This is a genomic window from Burkholderia sp. AW33-5, assembly GCF_053427615.1.
In genome coordinates, this window is the sequence record NZ_JBSAXA010000005.1 from 143,367 (window position 1) to 161,497 (window position 18,131).

17 protein-coding genes are annotated in these 18,131 nt (G+C 69.1%); 4 read left to right on the forward strand and 13 right to left on the reverse strand.

Annotated elements, in window-relative coordinates; translation table 11 throughout:
- Positions 1-28 precede the first annotated feature (28 nt).
- The 6 genes from ACV22V_RS12270 to ACV22V_RS12295 form a co-directional block, all read right to left on the reverse strand.
- Positions 29-739, reverse strand: a complete 711-nt coding sequence (locus ACV22V_RS12270) for a CoxG family protein (protein WP_059690609.1) — start codon at positions 737-739, stop codon at positions 29-31.
- Between the two features lie 28 nt (positions 740-767).
- On the reverse strand, positions 768-1,127 hold the full coding sequence (locus tag ACV22V_RS12275) for a DUF427 domain-containing protein (protein WP_448014017.1): 360 nt from the start codon (positions 1,125-1,127) through the stop codon (positions 768-770).
- Between the two features lie 138 nt (positions 1,128-1,265).
- Positions 1,266-1,703, reverse strand: a complete 438-nt coding sequence (locus tag ACV22V_RS12280; protein WP_059527962.1) for a carboxypeptidase-like regulatory domain-containing protein — start codon at positions 1,701-1,703, stop codon at positions 1,266-1,268.
- A gap of 94 nt (positions 1,704-1,797) precedes the next feature.
- Positions 1,798-3,282, reverse strand: a complete 1,485-nt coding sequence (locus ACV22V_RS12285; protein ID WP_448014019.1) for a DegQ family serine endoprotease — start codon at positions 3,280-3,282, stop codon at positions 1,798-1,800.
- A 100-nt stretch (positions 3,283-3,382) separates the two neighbouring features.
- On the reverse strand, positions 3,383-4,729 hold the full coding sequence (locus ACV22V_RS12290) for an ATP-binding protein (protein ID WP_059527967.1): 1,347 nt from the start codon (positions 4,727-4,729) through the stop codon (positions 3,383-3,385).
- Between the two features lie 3 nt (positions 4,730-4,732).
- The gene (locus tag ACV22V_RS12295) at positions 4,733-5,395 is read right to left on the reverse strand and encodes a response regulator (protein ID WP_040141750.1); all 663 of its coding nucleotides are present in this window, start codon (positions 5,393-5,395) and stop codon (positions 4,733-4,735) included.
- 183 nt (positions 5,396-5,578) lie between these two features.
- Here ACV22V_RS12295 and dacB point away from each other — a divergent pair, with 183 nt between their 5' ends.
- The 3 genes from dacB (at position 5,579) to ACV22V_RS12310 (ending at position 9,679) form a co-directional block, all read left to right on the forward strand.
- Positions 5,579-7,111: a D-alanyl-D-alanine carboxypeptidase/D-alanyl-D-alanine endopeptidase gene (gene dacB, locus ACV22V_RS12300; protein ID WP_059527970.1), complete on the forward strand. Its 1,533-nt coding sequence runs from the start codon at positions 5,579-5,581 to the stop codon at positions 7,109-7,111.
- A 416-nt stretch (positions 7,112-7,527) separates the two neighbouring features.
- The gene (locus ACV22V_RS12305) at positions 7,528-8,442 is read left to right on the forward strand and encodes a sterol desaturase family protein (RefSeq protein WP_059527973.1); all 915 of its coding nucleotides are present in this window, start codon (positions 7,528-7,530) and stop codon (positions 8,440-8,442) included.
- 94 nt (positions 8,443-8,536) lie between these two features.
- A complete protein-coding gene (locus tag ACV22V_RS12310; RefSeq protein ID WP_448014022.1) occupies positions 8,537-9,679 on the forward strand; it encodes an SGNH/GDSL hydrolase family protein in 1,143 nt (380 codons plus the stop codon).
- 87 nt (positions 9,680-9,766) lie between these two features.
- Here ACV22V_RS12310 and ACV22V_RS12315 read toward each other — a convergent pair whose 3' ends face one another.
- From ACV22V_RS12315 to pyk, 6 genes are all read right to left on the reverse strand, one after another.
- Positions 9,767-10,795, reverse strand: coding sequence for an L-threonylcarbamoyladenylate synthase (locus tag ACV22V_RS12315; RefSeq protein ID WP_448014024.1), 1,029 nt, complete (start codon positions 10,793-10,795; stop codon positions 9,767-9,769).
- Positions 10,796-10,806: 11 nt separating this feature from the next.
- Positions 10,807-12,003, reverse strand: coding sequence for a 5-(carboxyamino)imidazole ribonucleotide synthase (locus ACV22V_RS12320; protein WP_448014025.1), 1,197 nt, complete (start codon positions 12,001-12,003; stop codon positions 10,807-10,809).
- Between the two features lie 88 nt (positions 12,004-12,091).
- Positions 12,092-12,613 carry a 5-(carboxyamino)imidazole ribonucleotide mutase gene (gene purE / locus ACV22V_RS12325; RefSeq protein WP_012364611.1) on the reverse strand — a complete coding sequence of 174 codons (522 nt, stop codon included), beginning with the start codon at positions 12,611-12,613 and terminating at the stop codon, positions 12,092-12,094.
- A gap of 17 nt (positions 12,614-12,630) precedes the next feature.
- Complete coding sequence (locus ACV22V_RS12330; protein ID WP_448014027.1) at positions 12,631-13,521, reverse strand: phosphoribosylaminoimidazolesuccinocarboxamide synthase; 891 nt, start codon at positions 13,519-13,521, stop codon at positions 12,631-12,633.
- 235 nt (positions 13,522-13,756) lie between these two features.
- The gene (fba, locus tag ACV22V_RS12335) at positions 13,757-14,821 is read right to left on the reverse strand and encodes a class II fructose-bisphosphate aldolase (RefSeq protein ID WP_014896168.1); all 1,065 of its coding nucleotides are present in this window, start codon (positions 14,819-14,821) and stop codon (positions 13,757-13,759) included.
- A 310-nt stretch (positions 14,822-15,131) separates the two neighbouring features.
- Entirely contained in the window at positions 15,132-16,568 is a 1,437-nt protein-coding gene (gene pyk, locus ACV22V_RS12340; RefSeq protein WP_059447904.1) for a pyruvate kinase, read from the reverse strand.
- On the opposite strand from pyk, the gene ACV22V_RS12345 reads away from it, so the two are divergent.
- Positions 16,567-16,695, forward strand: a complete 129-nt coding sequence (locus tag ACV22V_RS12345) for a hypothetical protein (RefSeq protein ID WP_256097633.1) — start codon at positions 16,567-16,569, stop codon at positions 16,693-16,695. The two genes, pyk and ACV22V_RS12345, sit on opposite strands and share 2 nt — an antisense overlap.
- A 157-nt stretch (positions 16,696-16,852) precedes the next feature.
- Here the strand turns inward: ACV22V_RS12345 and ACV22V_RS12350 are convergent, their stop codons facing one another.
- Complete coding sequence (locus tag ACV22V_RS12350) at positions 16,853-18,049, reverse strand: phosphoglycerate kinase (RefSeq protein WP_006481732.1); 1,197 nt, start codon at positions 18,047-18,049, stop codon at positions 16,853-16,855.
- Between the last annotated feature and the right edge of the window lie 82 nt (positions 18,050-18,131).

An 18,131-nucleotide genomic window follows, 5' to 3' on the forward strand; every position in this document is an offset into this window, starting at 1 on the left:
ACCGCGTATCGCGGTGGCCGCCGGCCGCTCAGACGCCGTTGATCCAGCGCGCCGCATACAGCAGCAGCGCGACGAACACGACGATCGCCGCCCACGCCCAGACGGGCAGCGGGCCGGATTCGCGATGATGCACGGCGCTCGCGACGCGGCCGCTCAGCGCGCCGCCGAGGTGCGGCGGTAGCGGACGCTTCGCCGCGGCCATCAGCGACGCGGGCCGCAGGAACACATGCTGGCGACGCTGCGGGCTCGAACGCGCGCGGTTCGGCACGAGACCGTGCTTCGCCTGCACGACCGCGCAGAATTCCCGGAAGAAATCGTCGGTCCACGCGTGCAGCGCATTCTCGATCTGCCGTGCCGGCAGTTCGGCGAGCGGCCCGCTCGCCGTCGCCCACACGACGTATTCGATGCGCGTCGCGGCCGCGTCGTCATCGTCCGGCCGCAGCACCAGCTCGACCTGCCCACGCAGCGCGCCGAGGCCGTCGGCCCGCGCCTTGAAGTTGAGCACGCGGCGCGGCTGGCCTTCCGCGTCGCCCTGCTCGCTCGCCGAATGCGCACGCACGTCGTAGCGCGCACGCAGCGGGCCGAGCGGCACCGTGATGGTCAGCGCGAATTCGCCGTGCGCGTGCTTCACGAAGGATTCGCAATGGTCGAAGCTCGCCCGCAGCAACGCGAGATCCTCGAGGGCTTCCCGCACGACGGCCGGCGCGAGCGGTACGCGTAACGTGTCGTTCAGTTCCATGATGCCTCCCCGATGAACGCGCGCCGCATCAGGACGTCTCGATGAGACTGTCGACTCGCGCGACATCGAAGGCGACGTAGTGCGCCAGCGCGGACGCGGTCTCCCCCGGTTCCTCGTAACTCCATGCGGCGTTCTCGATCACGCCGTCTTCCGTCTGCAGGTTGAAATGCACCGCACGGCCCCTCACCGGACAATCCGTCGTGACGCTCGACTTCACGAGCCGGTGCATGTTGACGTCGCCGCGCGGCAGGTAATGGATGTCCGGCAGGCCCGTTTCGCGCACGGTCAGCGCGCCGTGCGAATCGGCATACGTGATGCCGCGATGGATCACGCGCACGCGATGGCGGTTCGGCACGATCTCGAGGCGAGGGTCGGCAGCGTCGGACATCGTTTCTCCTCCGGACGGCGGCCCCGGCGGGCAAGCCGGGCGCAGGAAACGAAAAAGCCACGGCACAGGTGCCGTGGCTCTCATTATGGGCGAAACCGCCTCCGATTGCGCGGCCTGGCCGCGCCCGCGCGCGATACGCTACTGCGCACTCCACTGGAACGCGGCCTTCGCCCCGCCCTTCGCACCGACCGTGACCGCGCGCGATTCGTCGCTGCCCTGGTACGACGCGTGCACGGTGTAGCGCCCAGGCGGCAGCTTCACGAGCATGTACGGCCCGCGCGCGTCCGTCGTCAGCAGCTCGGTGCCCTTGCCGTCGACGATCCGCACATGGACGTCGGCCAGGAATTCGCCACCCTTGCCGGTGAAGCGCAGTGCGAGCGGCCACGCCGCTTCGCTCTGCTCGAATGCCGTCGATTGATCCTTGCCGATGCCACCCGACACGTAGCTGACATCGCCCTGCTGGCTCGCCGCGGGCAAGCCGTCCGATTGCGCGTACGCGCCGGGCGCGGCGACGGCGAAGCCGGCGGCCAGCGCCGCGGCGGCGGCAAATCGGGACACGTTGCGTAGATATTGCATGGCTCCCTCCTTTTCGGGTCGGAACACAGCACCACGGGCCGAACGCCGGCAGCGCCCGCCAAGGCCGGCGAAGCCGGCCCGCAGCGGCCGCCGGTCAGCTCAGGTCGACCGGCACGAAGATCTGTGCATTATCGCGCTGGATCAGGAGAGCAAGACTGTTGCCCGCTCCCTTGACCGCGTCGCGCAACTGCTCGGGGCTCGTGACCGGGCGGCCGTTCACCGCGAGGATCACGTCGCCGGGCTGAATGCCCGCGCTGGCTGCCGGGCCGCCGGCCTGCTGCACGATCAGCCCGTGCGACAGGCTGGTGGCGCTGCGCTCCTGCGGCGTGAGTGGACGCACCGCGACGCCGAGGCGCCCCTGCTCGACGGGGCCGCCGTCGTTCGAGGCCAGCTTCGCGTCGGACATCGCGCCGAGCGTCACGCTGATCGACTTCTTCGACTTGTCGCGCCACACCTGCAGATCGGCCTTCGAGCCCGGCTTCAGGTTCGCGATCTGCGCGGGCAGCGACGTGGAATCGGCAACCGGCGAGCCGTTGACCGCGAGGATCACGTCGCCCGGCTGCAAGCCCGCCTTCGCGGCCGGGCCGTTCGGGTCGACCGAACTGACGAGCGCGCCGTCCGGCTTCTGGAGCCCGAACGAGCTCGCGAGCGTCTGGTTCAGCCCCTGCACGGCGACGCCGAGGCGGCCGCGGCTCACGTGGCCCGTCTTCACGAGCTCGTCCTTGACCTTGATCGCCTCGTTGATCGGGATCGCGAACGACAGGCCCTGGAAGCCGCCCGTCTGCGAATAGATCATCGAGTTGATGCCGATCACCTCGCCCTGCAGGTTGAACAGCGGGCCGCCCGAGTTGCCGGGGTTCACCGGCACGTCGGTCTGGATGAACGGCGTGTAGTTCTCGTCGGGCAGCGAGCGCGATTTCGCGCTGATGATGCCGGAGGTGACCGTGTTGTCGAAGCCGTACGGCGAACCGATCGCGACGACCCACTGGCCGACCTTGCTCTGTGCCGGATCGCCGATCTTCACGGTCGGCAGGCCGCTCGCGTCGATCTTCAGCACGGCGACGTCGGACTGCTTGTCGGCGCCGACGACCTTCGCCTTGTACTCGCGCTTGTCGGTCAGCTTGACCGTGACGACGTTCGCGCCGTCGATCACGTGCGCGTTGGTGAGGATGTACCCGTCCGCGCTGACGATGAATCCCGAACCGAGGCTCGCGCTCGGCTGGTCGTCCGGCTGCGTGTCGCCGCCCATGCCCGGAATCTGGCCGTAGAAGTGCTTGAAGAACTGGTAGAACGGATCGCTCGGATCCATCGGCAGCTGCGGCTGCGGCACGCGCCGCGACACCTGCTTCACGACGTGCTTCGCGCTGATGTTCACGACCGCCGGGCCATAGGTTTCGACCAGCCCGGAGAAATCGGGAATGCCGGTCTTCGCCGCGGCCTCGGCCGGCATCAGCGCGGCGGCCTGCGCGGGCGTGATGATCTGCGGATCGGCGCGGCGGGTGCCTGCGACATAGCCGGCGGACAGGGCAGCAGCCACGGCGACCGCGACGGCGCCGCGCGCAAGGAATCGGGTGTTCATCGTAGGACCTCCTCTTTGTTAGGACGCAGCGTAACGACCCTGACTTAAAGGAGGCTTAATCGACCTTAAACGGGGCTTAGGCCACCGCCGGCGCCGTTCGTCATACGGATTCGGATGCCTGCGGCACCTGCGCCGGCATCTCGGCGTCGCGGAACACGACGCTCACGAGCAGGCCGCCCGCGGCCGCGTCGCCAAGCGTCACCGTCGCGCCCTGCTGCGCCGCGACGCGCTTGACGATCGCCAGCCCGAGCCCGCTGCCCGACACGTCGGCGCGCGCCCGCGCGGAGCTGTCGCGGTAGAAGCGGTCGAACACGCGCTCGCGCTCGTCGGCCGGGATGCCGGGGCCGCTGTCGCCGATCTGCACGCACACGCGGCCGGCCGCGTCGCGAGTCAGCGACACGTCGATGCGGCCGCCGTCCGGCGTGTACTTCACCGCGTTGTCGAGCAGGTTGCCGAACATCACGCGCAGCGCGCCGACATCCGCGACGACGGTCGCCGCGCTGCTTTCCTCGAAGCCGAGATCGATGCTGTGCCGTTGCGCGAGCGGTGCATGCGCGGCCACGCATTCGACGAGCAGCGCCTGCAGATCGACCGGCTCGCGCATCGTCGCACCGTCCGGTTCGGCGCGCGCCAGCGCGAGCAACTGCTCGGCGAGGCGCGTCGCGCGCGTGACGCCGGCCTGCAGATCGGCGACCGCCTCGCGGCGCGACGTGTCGTCCTTCGCGCGCGCGACGAGCTGCGCCTGGATCTGCACGGCCGCGAGCGGCGTGCGCAGTTCGTGCGCGGCATCGGCGACGAAGGCCTTCTGCGTGTCGAGCGCCGCCGACAGCCGCGCGAGCAGCCCGTTCAGCGCACGCACGAGCGGCTGCACCTCGAGCGGCAGACGCGCATCGGGCAACGGATCGAGCGCTTCCGGCCGGCGCGCCTCGACCGCGCGCGTCACGCGGCCGAGCGGCGCGAGCCCGCGCCCGACGATCACCCAGACCGCCGCGCCGAGGAACGGCAGCAGCACGATCAGCGGCCACAGCGTGCGCAGCGCCACGTTCGCGGCGAGCCGGTTGCGCACCGACAGCGGCTGCGCGAGCTGCACGACGTTGTCGCCGACGATCGCGCCGTACACGCGCCATTCGCCGCGATCGGTGCGCTCGGTCGAGAAGCCGAGCTCCGCGCGCGGCGCGATCGGCGCACGCGGATGCGAGAAGTACATCAGCACGCCGTTGCGGTTCCAGATCTGGATCACGATGCCTTCGTCGCCGTTGGTGCGCGAACCGAACACCTGCGAAAACGGCTCGGACGGCAGCGCCGCGGCGATTTCCTGCAGCTGGTAGTCGAACAGCTCGTTCGCCTCGGCGAGCGCCTGCCGATAGATGAGCCAGCCCGCGGCGCCCACGCCCGCGACGACGATCGCGAGCAGCCAGATCAGCAATTGATGACGAATCGACCTCACGCGTCAGCTTTCCTTGACGACCATGTAGCCGAGCCCGCGCACGTTGCGGATCAGGTCCGAGCCGAGCTTCTTGCGCAGCGCGTGGATGTAGACCTCGACCGTGTTGCTGCCGATCTCCTCGCCCCAGCCGTACATCTTTTCCTCGAGCTGGCTCTTCGACAGCACCGCGCCGGGCCGCGCGAGCAGCGCCTCGAGCAGCGCGAACTCGCGCGCGGACAGCGCGACGGGCGCGCCGTCGAGCGTCACCTGATGCGACGCGGGATCGAGCGTCAGCGCGCCGTGACGGATCAGCGACTCGCTGCGCCCCGCCTGGCGGCGGATCAGCGCGCGCATCCGCGCGCCCAGTTCGTCGAGGTCGAACGGCTTGACGAGGTAGTCGTCGGCGCCCGCGTCGAGCCCCTTCACGCGATCGGCCACCGCATCGCGCGCGGTGACGATCAGCACCGGCAACGACAGCCCGCGCGCGCGCAAAGTGCGCAGCACGTCGATGCCGTCGCGCTTCGGCAGGCCGAGGTCGAGCAGCAGAAGGTCGTACGTCTCGCCGCCGAGCGCCGTGAGCGCGGCGTCGCCGTCCTGCACCCAGTCGACCGCGAAGCCGTCGGCGCGCAACGCCTTGCGTACGCCCTCGGCAATCATTCGATCGTCTTCAACAAGCAGAATCCGCATCGGAGCTGGAACCCATCGGGCGAGTGAAACATGGCGACCATTGTAGCGCCGCGAAACGCGTGCGCCCCGTGCAATGCAACAGAAAGGCGGATTGCAAGGGACGTGTGCGCACTTGTCTCTACAATGTGCGCTCCGGCGCCGCGCGCGCCCTGCCCGAATCCCGTGCTTTTCCCGTATTCGCCCATGCCGATTTCCGATCTTTCCGCCCGGTTCGCCCCCCGCGCCCGCCCGTTCCTGCGCGCGGCCGCCGTCGTCGCCACCTGCACGGCCCTTGCGTTCGCACCGTCCGCGCAGGCCCGCAAGAAGCCCCACAAGGAAGCGCGCAAGACCGCCGTCGTGTCGCCCGCCGCGCGGGCGGCCGGCCTGCCGGCGTCCGTGCTCGTCGCGCTGCAGCGCGCGAAGGTGCCGGCATCGGCGATGAGCGTCGTCGTCGAGCGCGTCGGCGACCCCGAGCCGCTGATCGCATGGAATGCGAACCGACCGATGATGCCGGCGTCGACGATGAAGCTCGTCACGACCTTCTCGGGCCTGTCGATCCTCGGCCCCGACTACCGCTGGCGCACGACCGCGTACGCGGACGGCCCGGTCGATCCGGACGGCACGCTGCAGGGCAACCTGTACATCAAGGGCACCGGCGATCCGAAGCTCGTACCGGAGGAACTGATCGACCTCGTCGACAAGATCCGCAAGGCCGGCGTCAAGCGCGTCGCCGGCGGGCTCGTGCTCGACAAGAGCTATTTCGCCGCGTCGACGCGCGACCTGCCGTCGTTCGACGACGACGCGAGCGCACCGTACAACGTCGGCCCCGATCCGCTGCTGTATGCGTTCAAGGCCGTGTCGTTCACGGTCACGCCGGGCGACGACGGCAAGATCGCCGTCGACGTGCTGCCGCCGCTCGCGAACCTGTCGATCGACAACCAGCTGTACGAAGGCACCGGGTCGTGCGGCGCGGCTGCCGCTGCCGCGCGCCCGACGCTGTCGGCCGGCGGCGGGATCATGACCGCGTCGTTCGCCGGCGACTATCCGCTGCGCTGCGGCGCGCACACGACCAACCTCGCGATCCTCGATCACACGACGTTCTTCGCGCGCGGCTTCCTCGCGCTGTGGCAGCAGGACGGCGGGACGATCGCGGGCCCGGTCAGCGAAGGCAAGGTGCCGACCGCCGCGCGCCCGCTCGCCGTCCATCACAGCCCCGTGCTCGGCAGCATCGTCTACGACATCAACAAGTTCAGCAACAACGTGATGGCGCGCAACCTGTTCCTGACGATCGGCGCGGCCGCCGGCAAGCCGCCCGCGAGCCCCGAGCAGTCGAGCCGCGCGATTCACGCGTTCCTGCAGAAGAGCGGAATCGCGATGCCCGACCTCGATCTCGAGAACGGCTCGGGCCTGTCGCGCGAGGAGCACGTGAGCGCGCAGTCGCTCGCCGCGCTGCTGCAAGCCGCGAACGCGAGCCCCGTCGCGCAGGCGTTCATCGATTCGCTGCCGATCGCCGGCATCGACGGCACGATGAAGAACCGCCTGACCAACGCCGGCGTGCTCGGCAACGCGCACATCAAGACCGGCACGCTGCGCGACGTGCGCGCGATCGCGGGCTACGTCGCGGGCGCCGACGGCCAGAGCTACATCGTCGTCAGCTTCATCAACGACGATCACGCGGAAGCCGCGCGCGCCGCGCACGACACGCTGCTCGAATGGATCTACGCGGGCGCGCACTGACGATGCACTCGCCGCGACGCGGCGCACGCATGCCCGGCTGTCGGCTTGCGTCGATCACGGCAAGACGCCCCGCCCCCGGGGTTTCGCCCCGCATGGTTTGAAACGGCCCCGGCCGCCAGCGCGCCGCGCACGGGCCGCCAGCCGTGCCCGCAAAACGGGGCCGCACCGCGCGGCCCCGTTGCGCATGACTTCCGTAGAAACCCTGTCCTCAAGAAAACGCCGGGCCGCCCCAAGTTTTCTTGCCCCCTCGGGGGGCCTGGCGCGAAGCGACAGGTTTGGGGGCGCTCTGAGGGAACCCTCTACGCTGCCCCCTCGCCTAGCGCGTGGCGATTGCGTAGGCTGTTGGCCTGACCGATATCTACAACGGGCCGTACGCCCGGCCACACGGCTTGCAGGGGAAAGGAGGAGACACGTCCATGCGATTCGACGTCGAATTGCTTCTGCTCGCGCTGGCGCCCGTCTTCCTGCTCTGCATCGCGTGGGAAGCCTGGCACCTCGCCCGCACACGTGCGCAGGACCATGTCTATGCGTGGCGCGACACGCTGTGCAACGCGGCGCTCGCCCTGATGCACCAGGGCGCCGACAAGCTCGCGTGGCTGTTCGTGATCCCCGTTTATGCGTACTGCTACGCACATTTCCGGCTGTTCACGTGGCACGACGGCTGGCTGTCGTTCGCCGTGCTGTTCGTCGGCCAGGACTTCCTCTACTACGTGTTCCATCGCGCGAGCCATCGCGTGCGCTGGCTGTGGGCCGCGCACGTCGTGCATCACTCGTCCGAGCGGATGAATTTCTCGACCGCGTTCCGGCAGAGCCTGATGTATCCCGTCGCGGGCATGTGGGCGTTCTGGCTGCCGCTCGCGTTCCTCGGCTTTCCGCCGCAGCAGATCGTCGGCATCGTGCTGATCAACCTCGCGTTCCAGTTCTTCGTGCACACGCAGGCGATCGGCAAGCTCGGCTGGCTCGAATACGTGTTCAACACGCCGTCGATTCATCGAGCGCACCACGCACGTAATCCGCGCTACATCGACCGCAATTACGCAGGTGTGCTCGTGATCTGGGACCGCCTGTTCGGCAGCTACGTCGAGGAGTCGCCCGACGATCCGCCGCAATACGGAATCGTCGAGCCGCTCGGCTCGAACAATCCGCTCGTCGCGACGTTTCACGAGTGGGTGTCGATGGCGGCCGACGCGTTGCGCGTCCACGGATGGCGCAACAAGCTGCGCGCGATTTTCGGCCCGCCCGAATGGGCGAGCGCTTATCATGCGCAGATCGCCGAGGCCGCGAATCGCGATCCGCGCACCGTGCCGCTTGCGGCCGTGCGCGACCAATAACCGTTTCAGCCAACGGCCGCCGCGCAGCCCGGATCCGAGCCGGCGCGCGGCAGATGAGAAACACATCGGGCCATATCTACGAGGAGATCGAACGATGCAGTCACAACGACAATTCCCGTCGCGCACCCGTCAACGCCTGCTGCGCACCGCGCAGGTCGCGATCGCGGGCGCCGCGCTCGCCCTGCTCGCCGCGTGCGGCGGCGGGGACGACAACAACAGCAGCGCGTCGAACACGCCGCCGTCCGGCGTGAAGATGCAGGTCGTGTCGTTCGGCGACAGCCTGTCGGACGCCGGCACCTACTCGCAGATCAAGCTCGGATTCGGCGGCGGCCGCTTCACGACCAACCCCGGCCAGGTGTGGACGCAGGACGTCGCGCAGTACTACGGCGACACGCTGCAGCCCGCGAACCAGGGTGGCTTCGGCATTCCGCTGCAGGCCACGGGCGGCCTCGGCTACGCGCAGGGCGGCTCGCGCGTGACGCTGCAACCGGGTATCGGCCACGCGGCCTCGAGCGTGCCGAACGCCGACTACGCGCAGGCCACGACGACCCCGATCGCCGACCAGGTCAAGCAATACCTGACGCAGCACGGCAGCTTCAACGCCGGCCAGATCGTGCTGATCAACGGCGGCGCCAACGACATCTTCTATCAGGCACAGGTCGCGCAGGCGCAGGGCAACACGCCGGCCGCGCAGCTCGCGGCCGCGCAGGCGATCGGCCTCGCCGCGCAGCAGCTCGGCGGCATCGTCCAGCAGATCGTCGCGGCCGGCGCGGCGCACGTGTTCGTCGCAACGGTGCCGGACATCGGCGGCACGCCGCTCGCGCTGCAAGGCGGCCCGCAGACGCAAGCCGCGTTCACGCAGCTGTCGGGGCTGTTCAACCAGACGCTGGTCGGCACGCTCGCCGCGCTGAAGGTCGACACGACGAAGTACGCGGTGGTCGATGCGTTCAAGTGGCAGGACGGCATCGCGGCCAACTACCAGGCGAACGGCTTCAGCGTGTCGAACACCGACACCGCATGCAACCTGAAGGCGATGGTCGCGGCGGCGACCCAGTACGGCGTCGCGGACGCGACCGCCTTCGGCTCGTCGCTGTTCTGCTCGCCGCAGACCTACACGACCGCCAACGCGGACCAGACCTACATGTTCGCCGACACGGTCCACCCGACGACGCGTCTGCACGCGCTGTTCGCGCAGTACGTCCAGCAGCAGATCGCGGCCTCGGGCGTCGGCAAGTAAGCCGCGCGCCACGCGCGCAAACGAAAACGCCCGACCGGTTCGCCGGTCGGGCGTTTTTCATTTCACGAGCGGATACGAACGGCTGCGTCAGTCGCGCGCTTCGAACGCGGCGGCCGCACGACCGAGGCGATCGTTGACCGCGATCCATTCGACGGTCTCGGGCAGTTTCTCGACGAGGATGCGGGCGACCTGCGCGCGGTCGAGCGCGCGCAGCATGCCGTACAGGTCGCGCGCATACGCCTGCGGATCTTCCGGCGCCGCGACGAAATGCACGCCGTCGGCCTGCGCCCAGCGTCCCACGCGCGACGCGCGTGCGACGAGCGCGACACGTTCGCCATCGGTCTGCGCCGCCACGAGCAGCGGCTCGAGCGCATCGAACGGCAGCAGCGCGAGCGGCGTGCGCGGCGCGTAATGCGCCTTCAGCGTGCCCGACGCGCGCGGTGCGGTCGCGTCGCTGCCGTCGGGCAGGCGCGGCGCGCGGCCGAGCACGTCGGCGATCTGCTGCGGCGTCACGTGGCCGGGGCGCAGCAGCGCCGGAAAGCCGCGCGACAGGTCGAGGATCGTCGATTCGATGCCGACTTCCGACGGGCCGCCATCGAGCACGTGCACGGTGTCGCCGAATTCGTCGCGTACGTGTTGGGCGGTGGTCGGGCTCACGTGACCGAAGCGGTTCGCGGACGGCGCGGCGACGCCGCCGTGGCCGCCGCGCCGCGCGCTGAACGCGGCCAGCAGCGCCTGCGCGACCGGATGCGACGGGCAGCGCAGGCCGACCGAATCCTGGCCGCCGCTCACGGCGTCCGGAATGCGCGCATGGCGTTTCAGGATCAGCGTCAGCGGGCCTGGCCAGAATGCATCGATCAGCGCCCGCGCATCGGCCGGCAGGTCTTCGACCCAGTAACCGGGATCGCCGCCGGGCGGCAGGTGCACGATCACCGGATGGTTCGCCGGACGCCCCTTCGCCGCATAGATGCGCGCGACGGCCTCGGGATTCGCCGCGTCGCCGCCGAGCCCGTACACGGTTTCGGTCGGGAACGCGACGAGTTGCCCCGCGTCGAGCAGCGCGGCAGCCGCGTCGATCTGCGCGGGCGTCACGGAGTTCGGGAGATCGATGGACATCGGCTGGCGCCTCAGTCGAGCGGCACGCGCAGCAGCTGCGCGCACGCGGTGGCGGCGGCAACGGCATCGTCGCGCGTCTCGGCCGTGAAGTTCACGTGGCCCATCTTGCGGCCGACGCGCGCTTCTTCCTTGCCGTACAGGTGCAGGTGCGCAGCCGGCATCGCGGCGACCGTGTCCCACGGCGGCGTGACGGCCTCGGCCGCGGCGCCGTTCGGGAACCACACGTCGCCGAGGATGTTCAGCATCGCGGCCGGCGAATGCTGGCGCGGATTGCCGAGCGGCATGCGCGTCATCGCGCGCACCTGCTGCTCGAACTGGCTCGTTGCGCACGCATCGACCGTGTAGTGGCCGGAGTTGTGCGGGCGCGGCGCCATTTCGTTCGCGACGAACGAGCCGTCTTCCAGCACGAAGAATTCGACGCAGAGCACGCCGACGTAGCCGAGCGTATCGGCGATCCGGACGGCTGCCTGCTGCGCCTCCTCGACGCGCGCGGCATCGGCGGCCGGCGCCGGCACGACGGTCAGCGCGAGGATGCCGTTGTGATGCACGTTCTGCGCGAGCGGGAATGCGGCCGCGCGGCCGTCCGCGCCGCGCGCGATCAGCGCGGACACTTCGTATTTCAGCGGCAGGCGCTTCTCGAGCACGCACGGCACGCCGCCGAGCGACGCATGCGCGTCGCGCGCTTCCCGCGCGGTGTTCACGCGCACCTGGCCCTTGCCGTCGTAACCGAGGCGCGCCGTCTTCAGGATGCCCGGCAGCACCGCGTCGAGCGCGGCATCGTCGAGCGCGGCGAGCGCCGCCGCCGATTCGATCACGACGTGCGGTGCGACCGGCACGCCCGACGCCTCGATGAAACGCTTCTCCGCGATCCGGTCCTGCGCGACCGCGACGCAGCGGCCGGCCGGCGCGACGAACGTCGTGCGCGCGAGGAAATCGAGGCTCGCGGCCGGCACGTTCTCGAATTCCGTCGACACGGCATCGCACAGGTCCGCCAGTTCGGCGAGCGCGGCTTCGTCGTCGTAGGCCGCGCGCAGGTGACGGTCGGCGACCGCGCCGGCGGGGCTCGTCGGATCGGGATCGAGCACGGCGACGCGATAGCCCATCGACTGGGCGGCAAAGCAGAACATGCGGCCGAGCTGGCCGCCGCCGACCATGCCCAGCCACGCGCCGGGCAGGATCGGGGAAACGGAATCAGGAGTTGCGGTCATGTCAGTGGTCGGTCGCGGCGGGCGCTGCCCGCCGCAGTGATGAGGATCTGGCGGTCGCTGGAACGGCAGTGCGGCCGCCGGTGCGCCGTCATGCGAGCGGCGGCAGCACCATCGCGTGCGCGGCTTCGTTCTGGCGCACGCGGAACGCGGCGAGGCGGTTCGCGTAGTCGACCGACGTGCCGGACAGAATCGACACCGCGAACAGCGCGGCGTTCGCGGCGCCGGCCTCGCCGATCGCGAACGTCGCGACCGGCACGCCCTTCGGCATCTGCACGATCGAGTGCAGCGAATCGACGCCCTTCAGATACTTGCTCGCGACCGGTACGCCGAGCACCGGCACCGTGGTTTTCGCGGCCAGCATGCCGGGCAGGTGCGCGGCACCGCCGGCGCCCGCGATGATCGCGCGCAGCCCGCGCTCGCGCGCCTTCTCCGCGTAGTCGAACATCTCGTCGGGCATCCGGTGCGCGGACACGACCTTCGCTTCGTACGGCACGCCGAATTCCTGCAGGATCGCGACCGCGTTCTTCATCACGTCCCAGTCGGAACTCGAACCCATCAGCACGCCGACGAGCGGCGCGCTGTGCGTGTGGGCAGTCTGGACTTCACTCATTTCGTGCGTTCCTTCCTTCAGGCGAGCGGCTGGCCGGTGATGCGCTCGAGCGCTTCCTGGTACTTCGCGGCCGTCTTCTCGACGACGTCGGCCGGCAGTGCCGGTGCCGGCGCGGTCTTGCCCCACGGCTGCGCCTCGAGCCAGTCGCGCACGAACTGCTTGTCGAACGACGGCGGGTTGGTGCCGACCTGGTACTGGTCGGCCGGCCAGAAGCGCGACGAATCGGCCGTCAGCACTTCGTCCATCAGGTACAGCTTGCCGTGATTGTCGAGGCCGAATTCGAACTTCGTGTCGGCGATGATGATGCCGCGCGTCGCCGCGTAGTCGGCCGCTTCCTTGTACAGGCGGATCGAGATGTCGCGGATCGTCGCGGCCAGCTCGGTGCCGATGCGGCGCTCGGTTTCCTCGAACGTGATGTTCTCGTCGTGCTCGCCGAGCTCGGCCTTCGCGGCCGGCGTGAAGATCGGCTCGGGCAGCTTCTGCGCGTTCTGCAGGCCTTCCGGCAGCTTCACGCCGCACACGGCGCCCGACTCCTGGTATTCCTTCCAGCCGCTGCCGGCCAGGTAGCCGCGCACGACCGCCTCGATCATGATCGGCTCGAGGCGCTTGACGACCACGCCGCGGCCCTTGACCTGCTCGACCTCGTCGGCCGCGACGACCGCTTCCGGCGCGTCGCCCGTCAGGTGGTTCGGCACGATGTGCGCGAGCTTGTCGAACCAGAAGTTCGCCATCTGGTTCAGCACGCGGCCCTTGTTCGGAATCGGCTCGCCCATGATCACGTCGAATGCCGACAGGCGATCCGTCGTGACGATCAGGAGCTTGTCGTTGCCGACCGCGTAGTTGTCGCGGACCTTGCCGCGACCGAGGAGCGGCAGCGAGCGGAGCGTGGATTCGTAAAGGGTAGACATCGTCTTTTCGCAGATAAGGAGCCAAACAAAAAGGGAAACGCCGTTCCCCGCGGCAGGCGGGAACGGCGGTCTTGCAATGCGTCGGCGAACCGGCGGGCGATCAGGCCCGCCGGCTGCCGGCCGGCCCTTGTTCGGCCGGACGGAACGGCCGCCCCGAGGGCCGGATCGAATCCGGCGCCCGGGCGGCCAGCCCCGGCCCGGCGGCAAGACCGGGCGGGGCAATCGTACTACAGTCTCAGCGCACGACCTGCGCAAGCGCGCCGGACTTGTACTGCTCGGCGATCTTGTCGAGCGACACCGGCTTGATCTTCGCGGCCTGGCCTTCGCAGCCGAACGCGAGGTAGCGGTCGACGCACACCTGCTTCGCCGCTTCGCGCGCGGGCTTCAGGTAGTCGCGCGGATCGAACTTGCCCGGGTTCTCGAACAGGTAGCGGCGGATCGCGCCGGTGATCGCGAGACGCAGGTCGGTGTCGATGTTGATCTTGCGCACGCCGTGCTTGATGCCTTCCTGGATTTCCTCGACCGGCACGCCGTAGGTTTCCTTCATGTCGCCGCCGAATTCGCGGATCTCGGCCAGCAGTTCCTGCGGCACCGACGACGAACCGTGCATCACCAGGTGCGTGTTCGGGATGCGTGCGTGGATTTCCTTGATGCGCTGGATCGACAGGATGTCGCCCGTCGGCTTCTTCGAGAACTTGTACGCGCCGTGCGACGTACCGATCGCGATCGCGAGCGCGTCGCACTGCGTGAGCTTCACGAAGTCGGCGGCCTGCTCCGGATCGGTCAGCAGTTGCTCGCGGGTCATCGTGCCTTCCGCGCCGTGGCCGTCTTCCTTGTCGCCCTTCATCGTCTCGAGCGAGCCGAGCACGCCGAGTTCGGCTTCGACCGTCACGCCGATCGAGTGCGCCATCTCGACGACCTTGCGCGACACGTCGACGTTGTATTCGTACGAGGCGACCGTCTTGCCGTCGGCTTCGAGCGAACCGTCCATCATCACGCTGGTGAAACCGCTGCGGATCGCGCCCATGCACACGGCCGGCGACTGGCCGTGGTCCTGGTGCATCACGACCGGGATGTGCGGATACGACTCGACCGCCGCTTCGATCAGGTGGCGCAGGAACGGCTCGCCCGCGTACTTACGCGCGCCGGCCGATGCCTGCATGATCACGGGCGCGCCGACCTGATCCGCCGCCGCCATGATCGCCTGGACCTGCTCCAGGTTGTTCACGTTGAAGGCCGGCAGGCCGTAACCGTGCTCTGCCGCGTGGTCCAGCAATTGACGCATTGATACGAGAGGCATTGTGGAACTCCTTGGAATGAAAACCGGTGCGCCCTGACGCCGGCGCGGCGCTCGGCCCCGTCGAAACCGGGGCGGCACGGCGCGGCTGAGCGTCGAATAGCCGCATTTTATCGCGAAGCGCCTCCGATTCCGACCGGCCGGTAGCGCGTACTCGCAATTTGTTACCTTCGCACGGCACAATCCGGCCAAAAAACAGAAAAAAAGCCGCGCGGGGCATCAGACCCCGCGCGGCTTTCGTCAAAAAACGGTGCCCGATCGGCTCGGGCGGCCGGTGGACCGGCCGCCGGGCCGGCCCGGCGCATGCCGGCGCTCAATAATGCTCGCCGACCCGCACGATCTTCAGCGTGTTGGTGCCGCCCGCCTGCCCCATCGGCTCGCCGACGGTCAGCACGACCATGTCGCCGTGCTGCACATAGCCCTGCTTGACGACGATCTCGAGCGCCGCCTGCAGCGCCGAATCGCGGTCGCTGTTGAAGTCGACGTGCAGCGGCGTCACGTTGCGGTACAGCGCCATCGTGCGCTCGCTGCCGACGCGCGGCGTCAGCGCGAAGATCGGCACGTGCGTGTAGTGACGCGACATCCACAGCGCGGTCGCGCCCGATTCGGTCAGCGCGACGATTGCCTTCGCGCCGAGGTGATACGCGGTGAACAGCGCGCCCATCGCGATCGACTGGTCGATCCGCGTAAACGTGCGGTCGAGGAAATCCTTGTCCAGCTCGACGTGCTCGGACTTTTCCGCCTCGACGCACACGGCCGCCATCGTCTCGATCGTGACGACCGGGTACTTGCCGGCGGCCGTCTCGGCCGACAGCATCACCGCGTCGGTGCCGTCGAGCACCGCGTTCGCGACGTCCGACACTTCGGCACGGGTCGGCACCGGCGCGTGGATCATCGATTCCATCATCTGCGTCGCGGTGATCACGAGCTTGTTCGACTCGCGCGCCATCCGGATCATCCGCTTCTGCAGCGCCGGCACGGCCGCGTTACCGACTTCCACCGCGAGGTCGCCGCGCGCGACCATGATGCCGTCGGACGCGTCGAGAATGCTCTGCAGCGCCGGAATCGCCTCCGCGCGCTCGATCTTCGCGATCATCTTCGGCTTGATGCCGTACGGCGCGCCCGCGATGTTCGCGAGCTGGCGCGCCATTTCCATGTCCGTCGCATTCTTCGGGAACGACACCGCGACCAGATCCGCGCCGAGCGACATCGCCGTGCGGATGTCTTCCATGTCCTTCGCGGTCAGCGCGGGCGCCGACAGACCGCCGCCCTGGCGGTTGATCCCCTTGTTGTTCGACAGCTCGCCGCCCACCTTGACGATCGTGTGGATCTCGTCGCCGAGCACGCGCTCGACGGTCAGCACGATCAGGCCGTCGTTCAGCAGCAGCAGGTCGCCCGGCTTCAGGTCGCGCGGCAGTTCCTTGTAGTCGAGGCCGACGCGCTCGTCGTTGCCGAGTTCGCAGCCCGCATCAAGGATGAAGGCCTGGCCCGGCACGAGGGTCGTCTTGCCGTTCTCGAACTTGCCGACGCGGATCTTCGGGCCCTGGAGGTCGGCCATGATCGCGATCTCGCGGCCGACCTTGCGGGCGGCCTCGCGCACCATCTCGGCGCGCTGGCGGTGATCGTCGGCCGTGCCGTGCGAAAAGTTGAGCCGCACGACGTCGAGGCCCGCCTGCATCATCTGCAGCAGAATCTCCGGCGAACTGGAAGCCGGGCCGATCGTGGCGACTATCTTGGTGGCGCGCTGCATGAAACTCCTCATCTGGATCAAGGTGGATGCGCTGGGTGAAACGCTGCGAGAGCCGGAATCGGCGGGCCCAGCGGCGGCCGTTCCGGGGGGCGTGCCGGTGCTTGCGCCCGGCATCGCTTTGTTCTGAATCTCGTGGTGCTGCACGACCGCGTCGCCGGCGGCCGCCGGTGCGCGCGGGGTCGAGTTCGCCCGCGCGGGCGCGCGTTTGCGCTTGCCCGCGCCGGCCGGCTGCTCCGCCTTCGCGGAGCGCGCGGCCCTCGTCACCCCTGCGCGCGCCGCCACGCTCAGGCCGCCCGCGTTTCGAGCACTTCCACTGCCGGCAGCTTCTTCCCCTCGAGGAACTCGAGGAAGGCGCCGCCGCCCGTCGAGATGTAGCTGACCTGGTCATGGATGCCGTACTTCGCGATGGCCGCGAGCGTGTCGCCGCCGCCCGCGATCGAGAACGCGGACGATTTGGCGATCGCTTCGGCGAGCGTCTTGGTGCCGTTGCCGAACTGGTCGAACTCGAACACGCCGACCGGGCCGTTCCAGACGATCGTGCCGGCCTTCTCGAGCTGGCTGGCGAGCGCCTTGGCGGTATCCGGGCCGATGTCGAGGATCATGTCGTCCGCTTCGATGTCGGCGACCTGCTTCACCGTGGCCGCGGCCGTCGGCGAGAATTCCTTGGCCGTCACGACGTCGGTCGGGATCGGCACCGACGCGCCGCGCTCGCGCGCCTCGTCGATGATCGCCTTCGCCTCGGCGACGAGATCGGCTTCCGCGAGCGACTTGCCGATCGACAGGCCGGCCGCGAGCATGAACGTGTTCGCGATGCCGCCGCCGACGATCAGCTGATCGACCTTGCCGGCGAGCGACTTGAGAATCGTCAGCTTGGTCGACACCTTCGAACCGGCGACGATCGCGACCAGCGGGCGAGCCGGGTTGCCGAGCGCCTTGCCGAGCGCGTCGAGTTCGGCGGCCAGCAGCGGACCCGCGCACGCGACCGGCGCGTACTTCGCGATCCCGTGGGTGGTCGCTTCCGCGCGGTGCGCGGTGCCGAACGCGTCGTTCACGTAGACGTCGCAGAGCTTCGCCATCTTCTGCGCGAGTTCGTCCGAATTCTTCTTCTCGCCCTTGTTCACGCGGCAGTTCTCGAGCAGCACGACCTGGCCCGGCGCGACGTTCACGCCGTTCTCGACCCAGTTCGAGACGAGCGGCACGTCACGGCCGAGCAGTTCGGCGAGACGCTTCGCGACCGGCGCGAGCGAGTCTTCCGGCTTGAATTCGCCTTCGGTCGGACGACCGAGGTGCGACGTGACCATCACGGCCGCGCCGGCGTCGAGCGCGGCCTGGATGGCCGGCACGGACGCGCGCACGCGCGTGTCTTCGGTGATGTTGCCGTGATCGTCCTGCGGGACGTTCAGGTCGGCGCGGATGAACACCCGCTTGCCGGCGAGCTGGCCGGCGGCGATCAGGTCGGTAAGACGCTTGACTTGGCTCATGTTGAACAGATTGAAGTAGTGGATGGGGAAAGGGGGTTCACGCTGGACGTGCGCGGGCTGCCGCGAAAGGGCGCCGGATGCG

Coding starts and splice junctions, on each gene's coding strand:
- fba (WP_014896168.1), bottom strand. CDS start 14,821: ATGCCTCTCGTATCAATGCGTCAATTGCTGGACCACGCGGCAGAGCAC.
- ACV22V_RS12330 (WP_448014027.1), bottom strand. CDS start 13,521: ATGTCTACCCTTTACGAATCCACGCTCCGCTCGCTGCCGCTCCTCGGT.
- ACV22V_RS12280 (WP_059527962.1), bottom strand. CDS start 1,703: ATGCAATATCTACGCAACGTGTCCCGATTTGCCGCCGCCGCGGCGCTG.
- ACV22V_RS12305 (WP_059527973.1), top strand. CDS start 7,528: ATGCGATTCGACGTCGAATTGCTTCTGCTCGCGCTGGCGCCCGTCTTC.
- ACV22V_RS12295 (WP_040141750.1), bottom strand. CDS start 5,395: ATGCGGATTCTGCTTGTTGAAGACGATCGAATGATTGCCGAGGGCGTA.
- ACV22V_RS12350 (WP_006481732.1), bottom strand. CDS start 18,049: ATGAGCCAAGTCAAGCGTCTTACCGACCTGATCGCCGCCGGCCAGCTC.
- ACV22V_RS12310 (WP_448014022.1), top strand. CDS start 8,537: ATGCAGTCACAACGACAATTCCCGTCGCGCACCCGTCAACGCCTGCTG.
- ACV22V_RS12285 (WP_448014019.1), bottom strand. CDS start 3,282: ATGAACACCCGATTCCTTGCGCGCGGCGCCGTCGCGGTCGCCGTGGCT.
- ACV22V_RS12345 (WP_256097633.1), top strand. CDS start 16,567: ATGAAACTCCTCATCTGGATCAAGGTGGATGCGCTGGGTGAAACGCTG.
- pyk (WP_059447904.1), bottom strand. CDS start 16,568: ATGCAGCGCGCCACCAAGATAGTCGCCACGATCGGCCCGGCTTCCAGT.
- ACV22V_RS12275 (WP_448014017.1), bottom strand. CDS start 1,127: ATGTCCGACGCTGCCGACCCTCGCCTCGAGATCGTGCCGAACCGCCAT.
- ACV22V_RS12315 (WP_448014024.1), bottom strand. CDS start 10,795: ATGTCCATCGATCTCCCGAACTCCGTGACGCCCGCGCAGATCGACGCG.
- ACV22V_RS12320 (WP_448014025.1), bottom strand. CDS start 12,003: ATGACCGCAACTCCTGATTCCGTTTCCCCGATCCTGCCCGGCGCGTGG.
- ACV22V_RS12270 (WP_059690609.1), bottom strand. CDS start 739: ATGGAACTGAACGACACGTTACGCGTACCGCTCGCGCCGGCCGTCGTG.
- purE (WP_012364611.1), bottom strand. CDS start 12,613: ATGAGTGAAGTCCAGACTGCCCACACGCACAGCGCGCCGCTCGTCGGC.
- dacB (WP_059527970.1), top strand. CDS start 5,579: ATGCCGATTTCCGATCTTTCCGCCCGGTTCGCCCCCCGCGCCCGCCCG.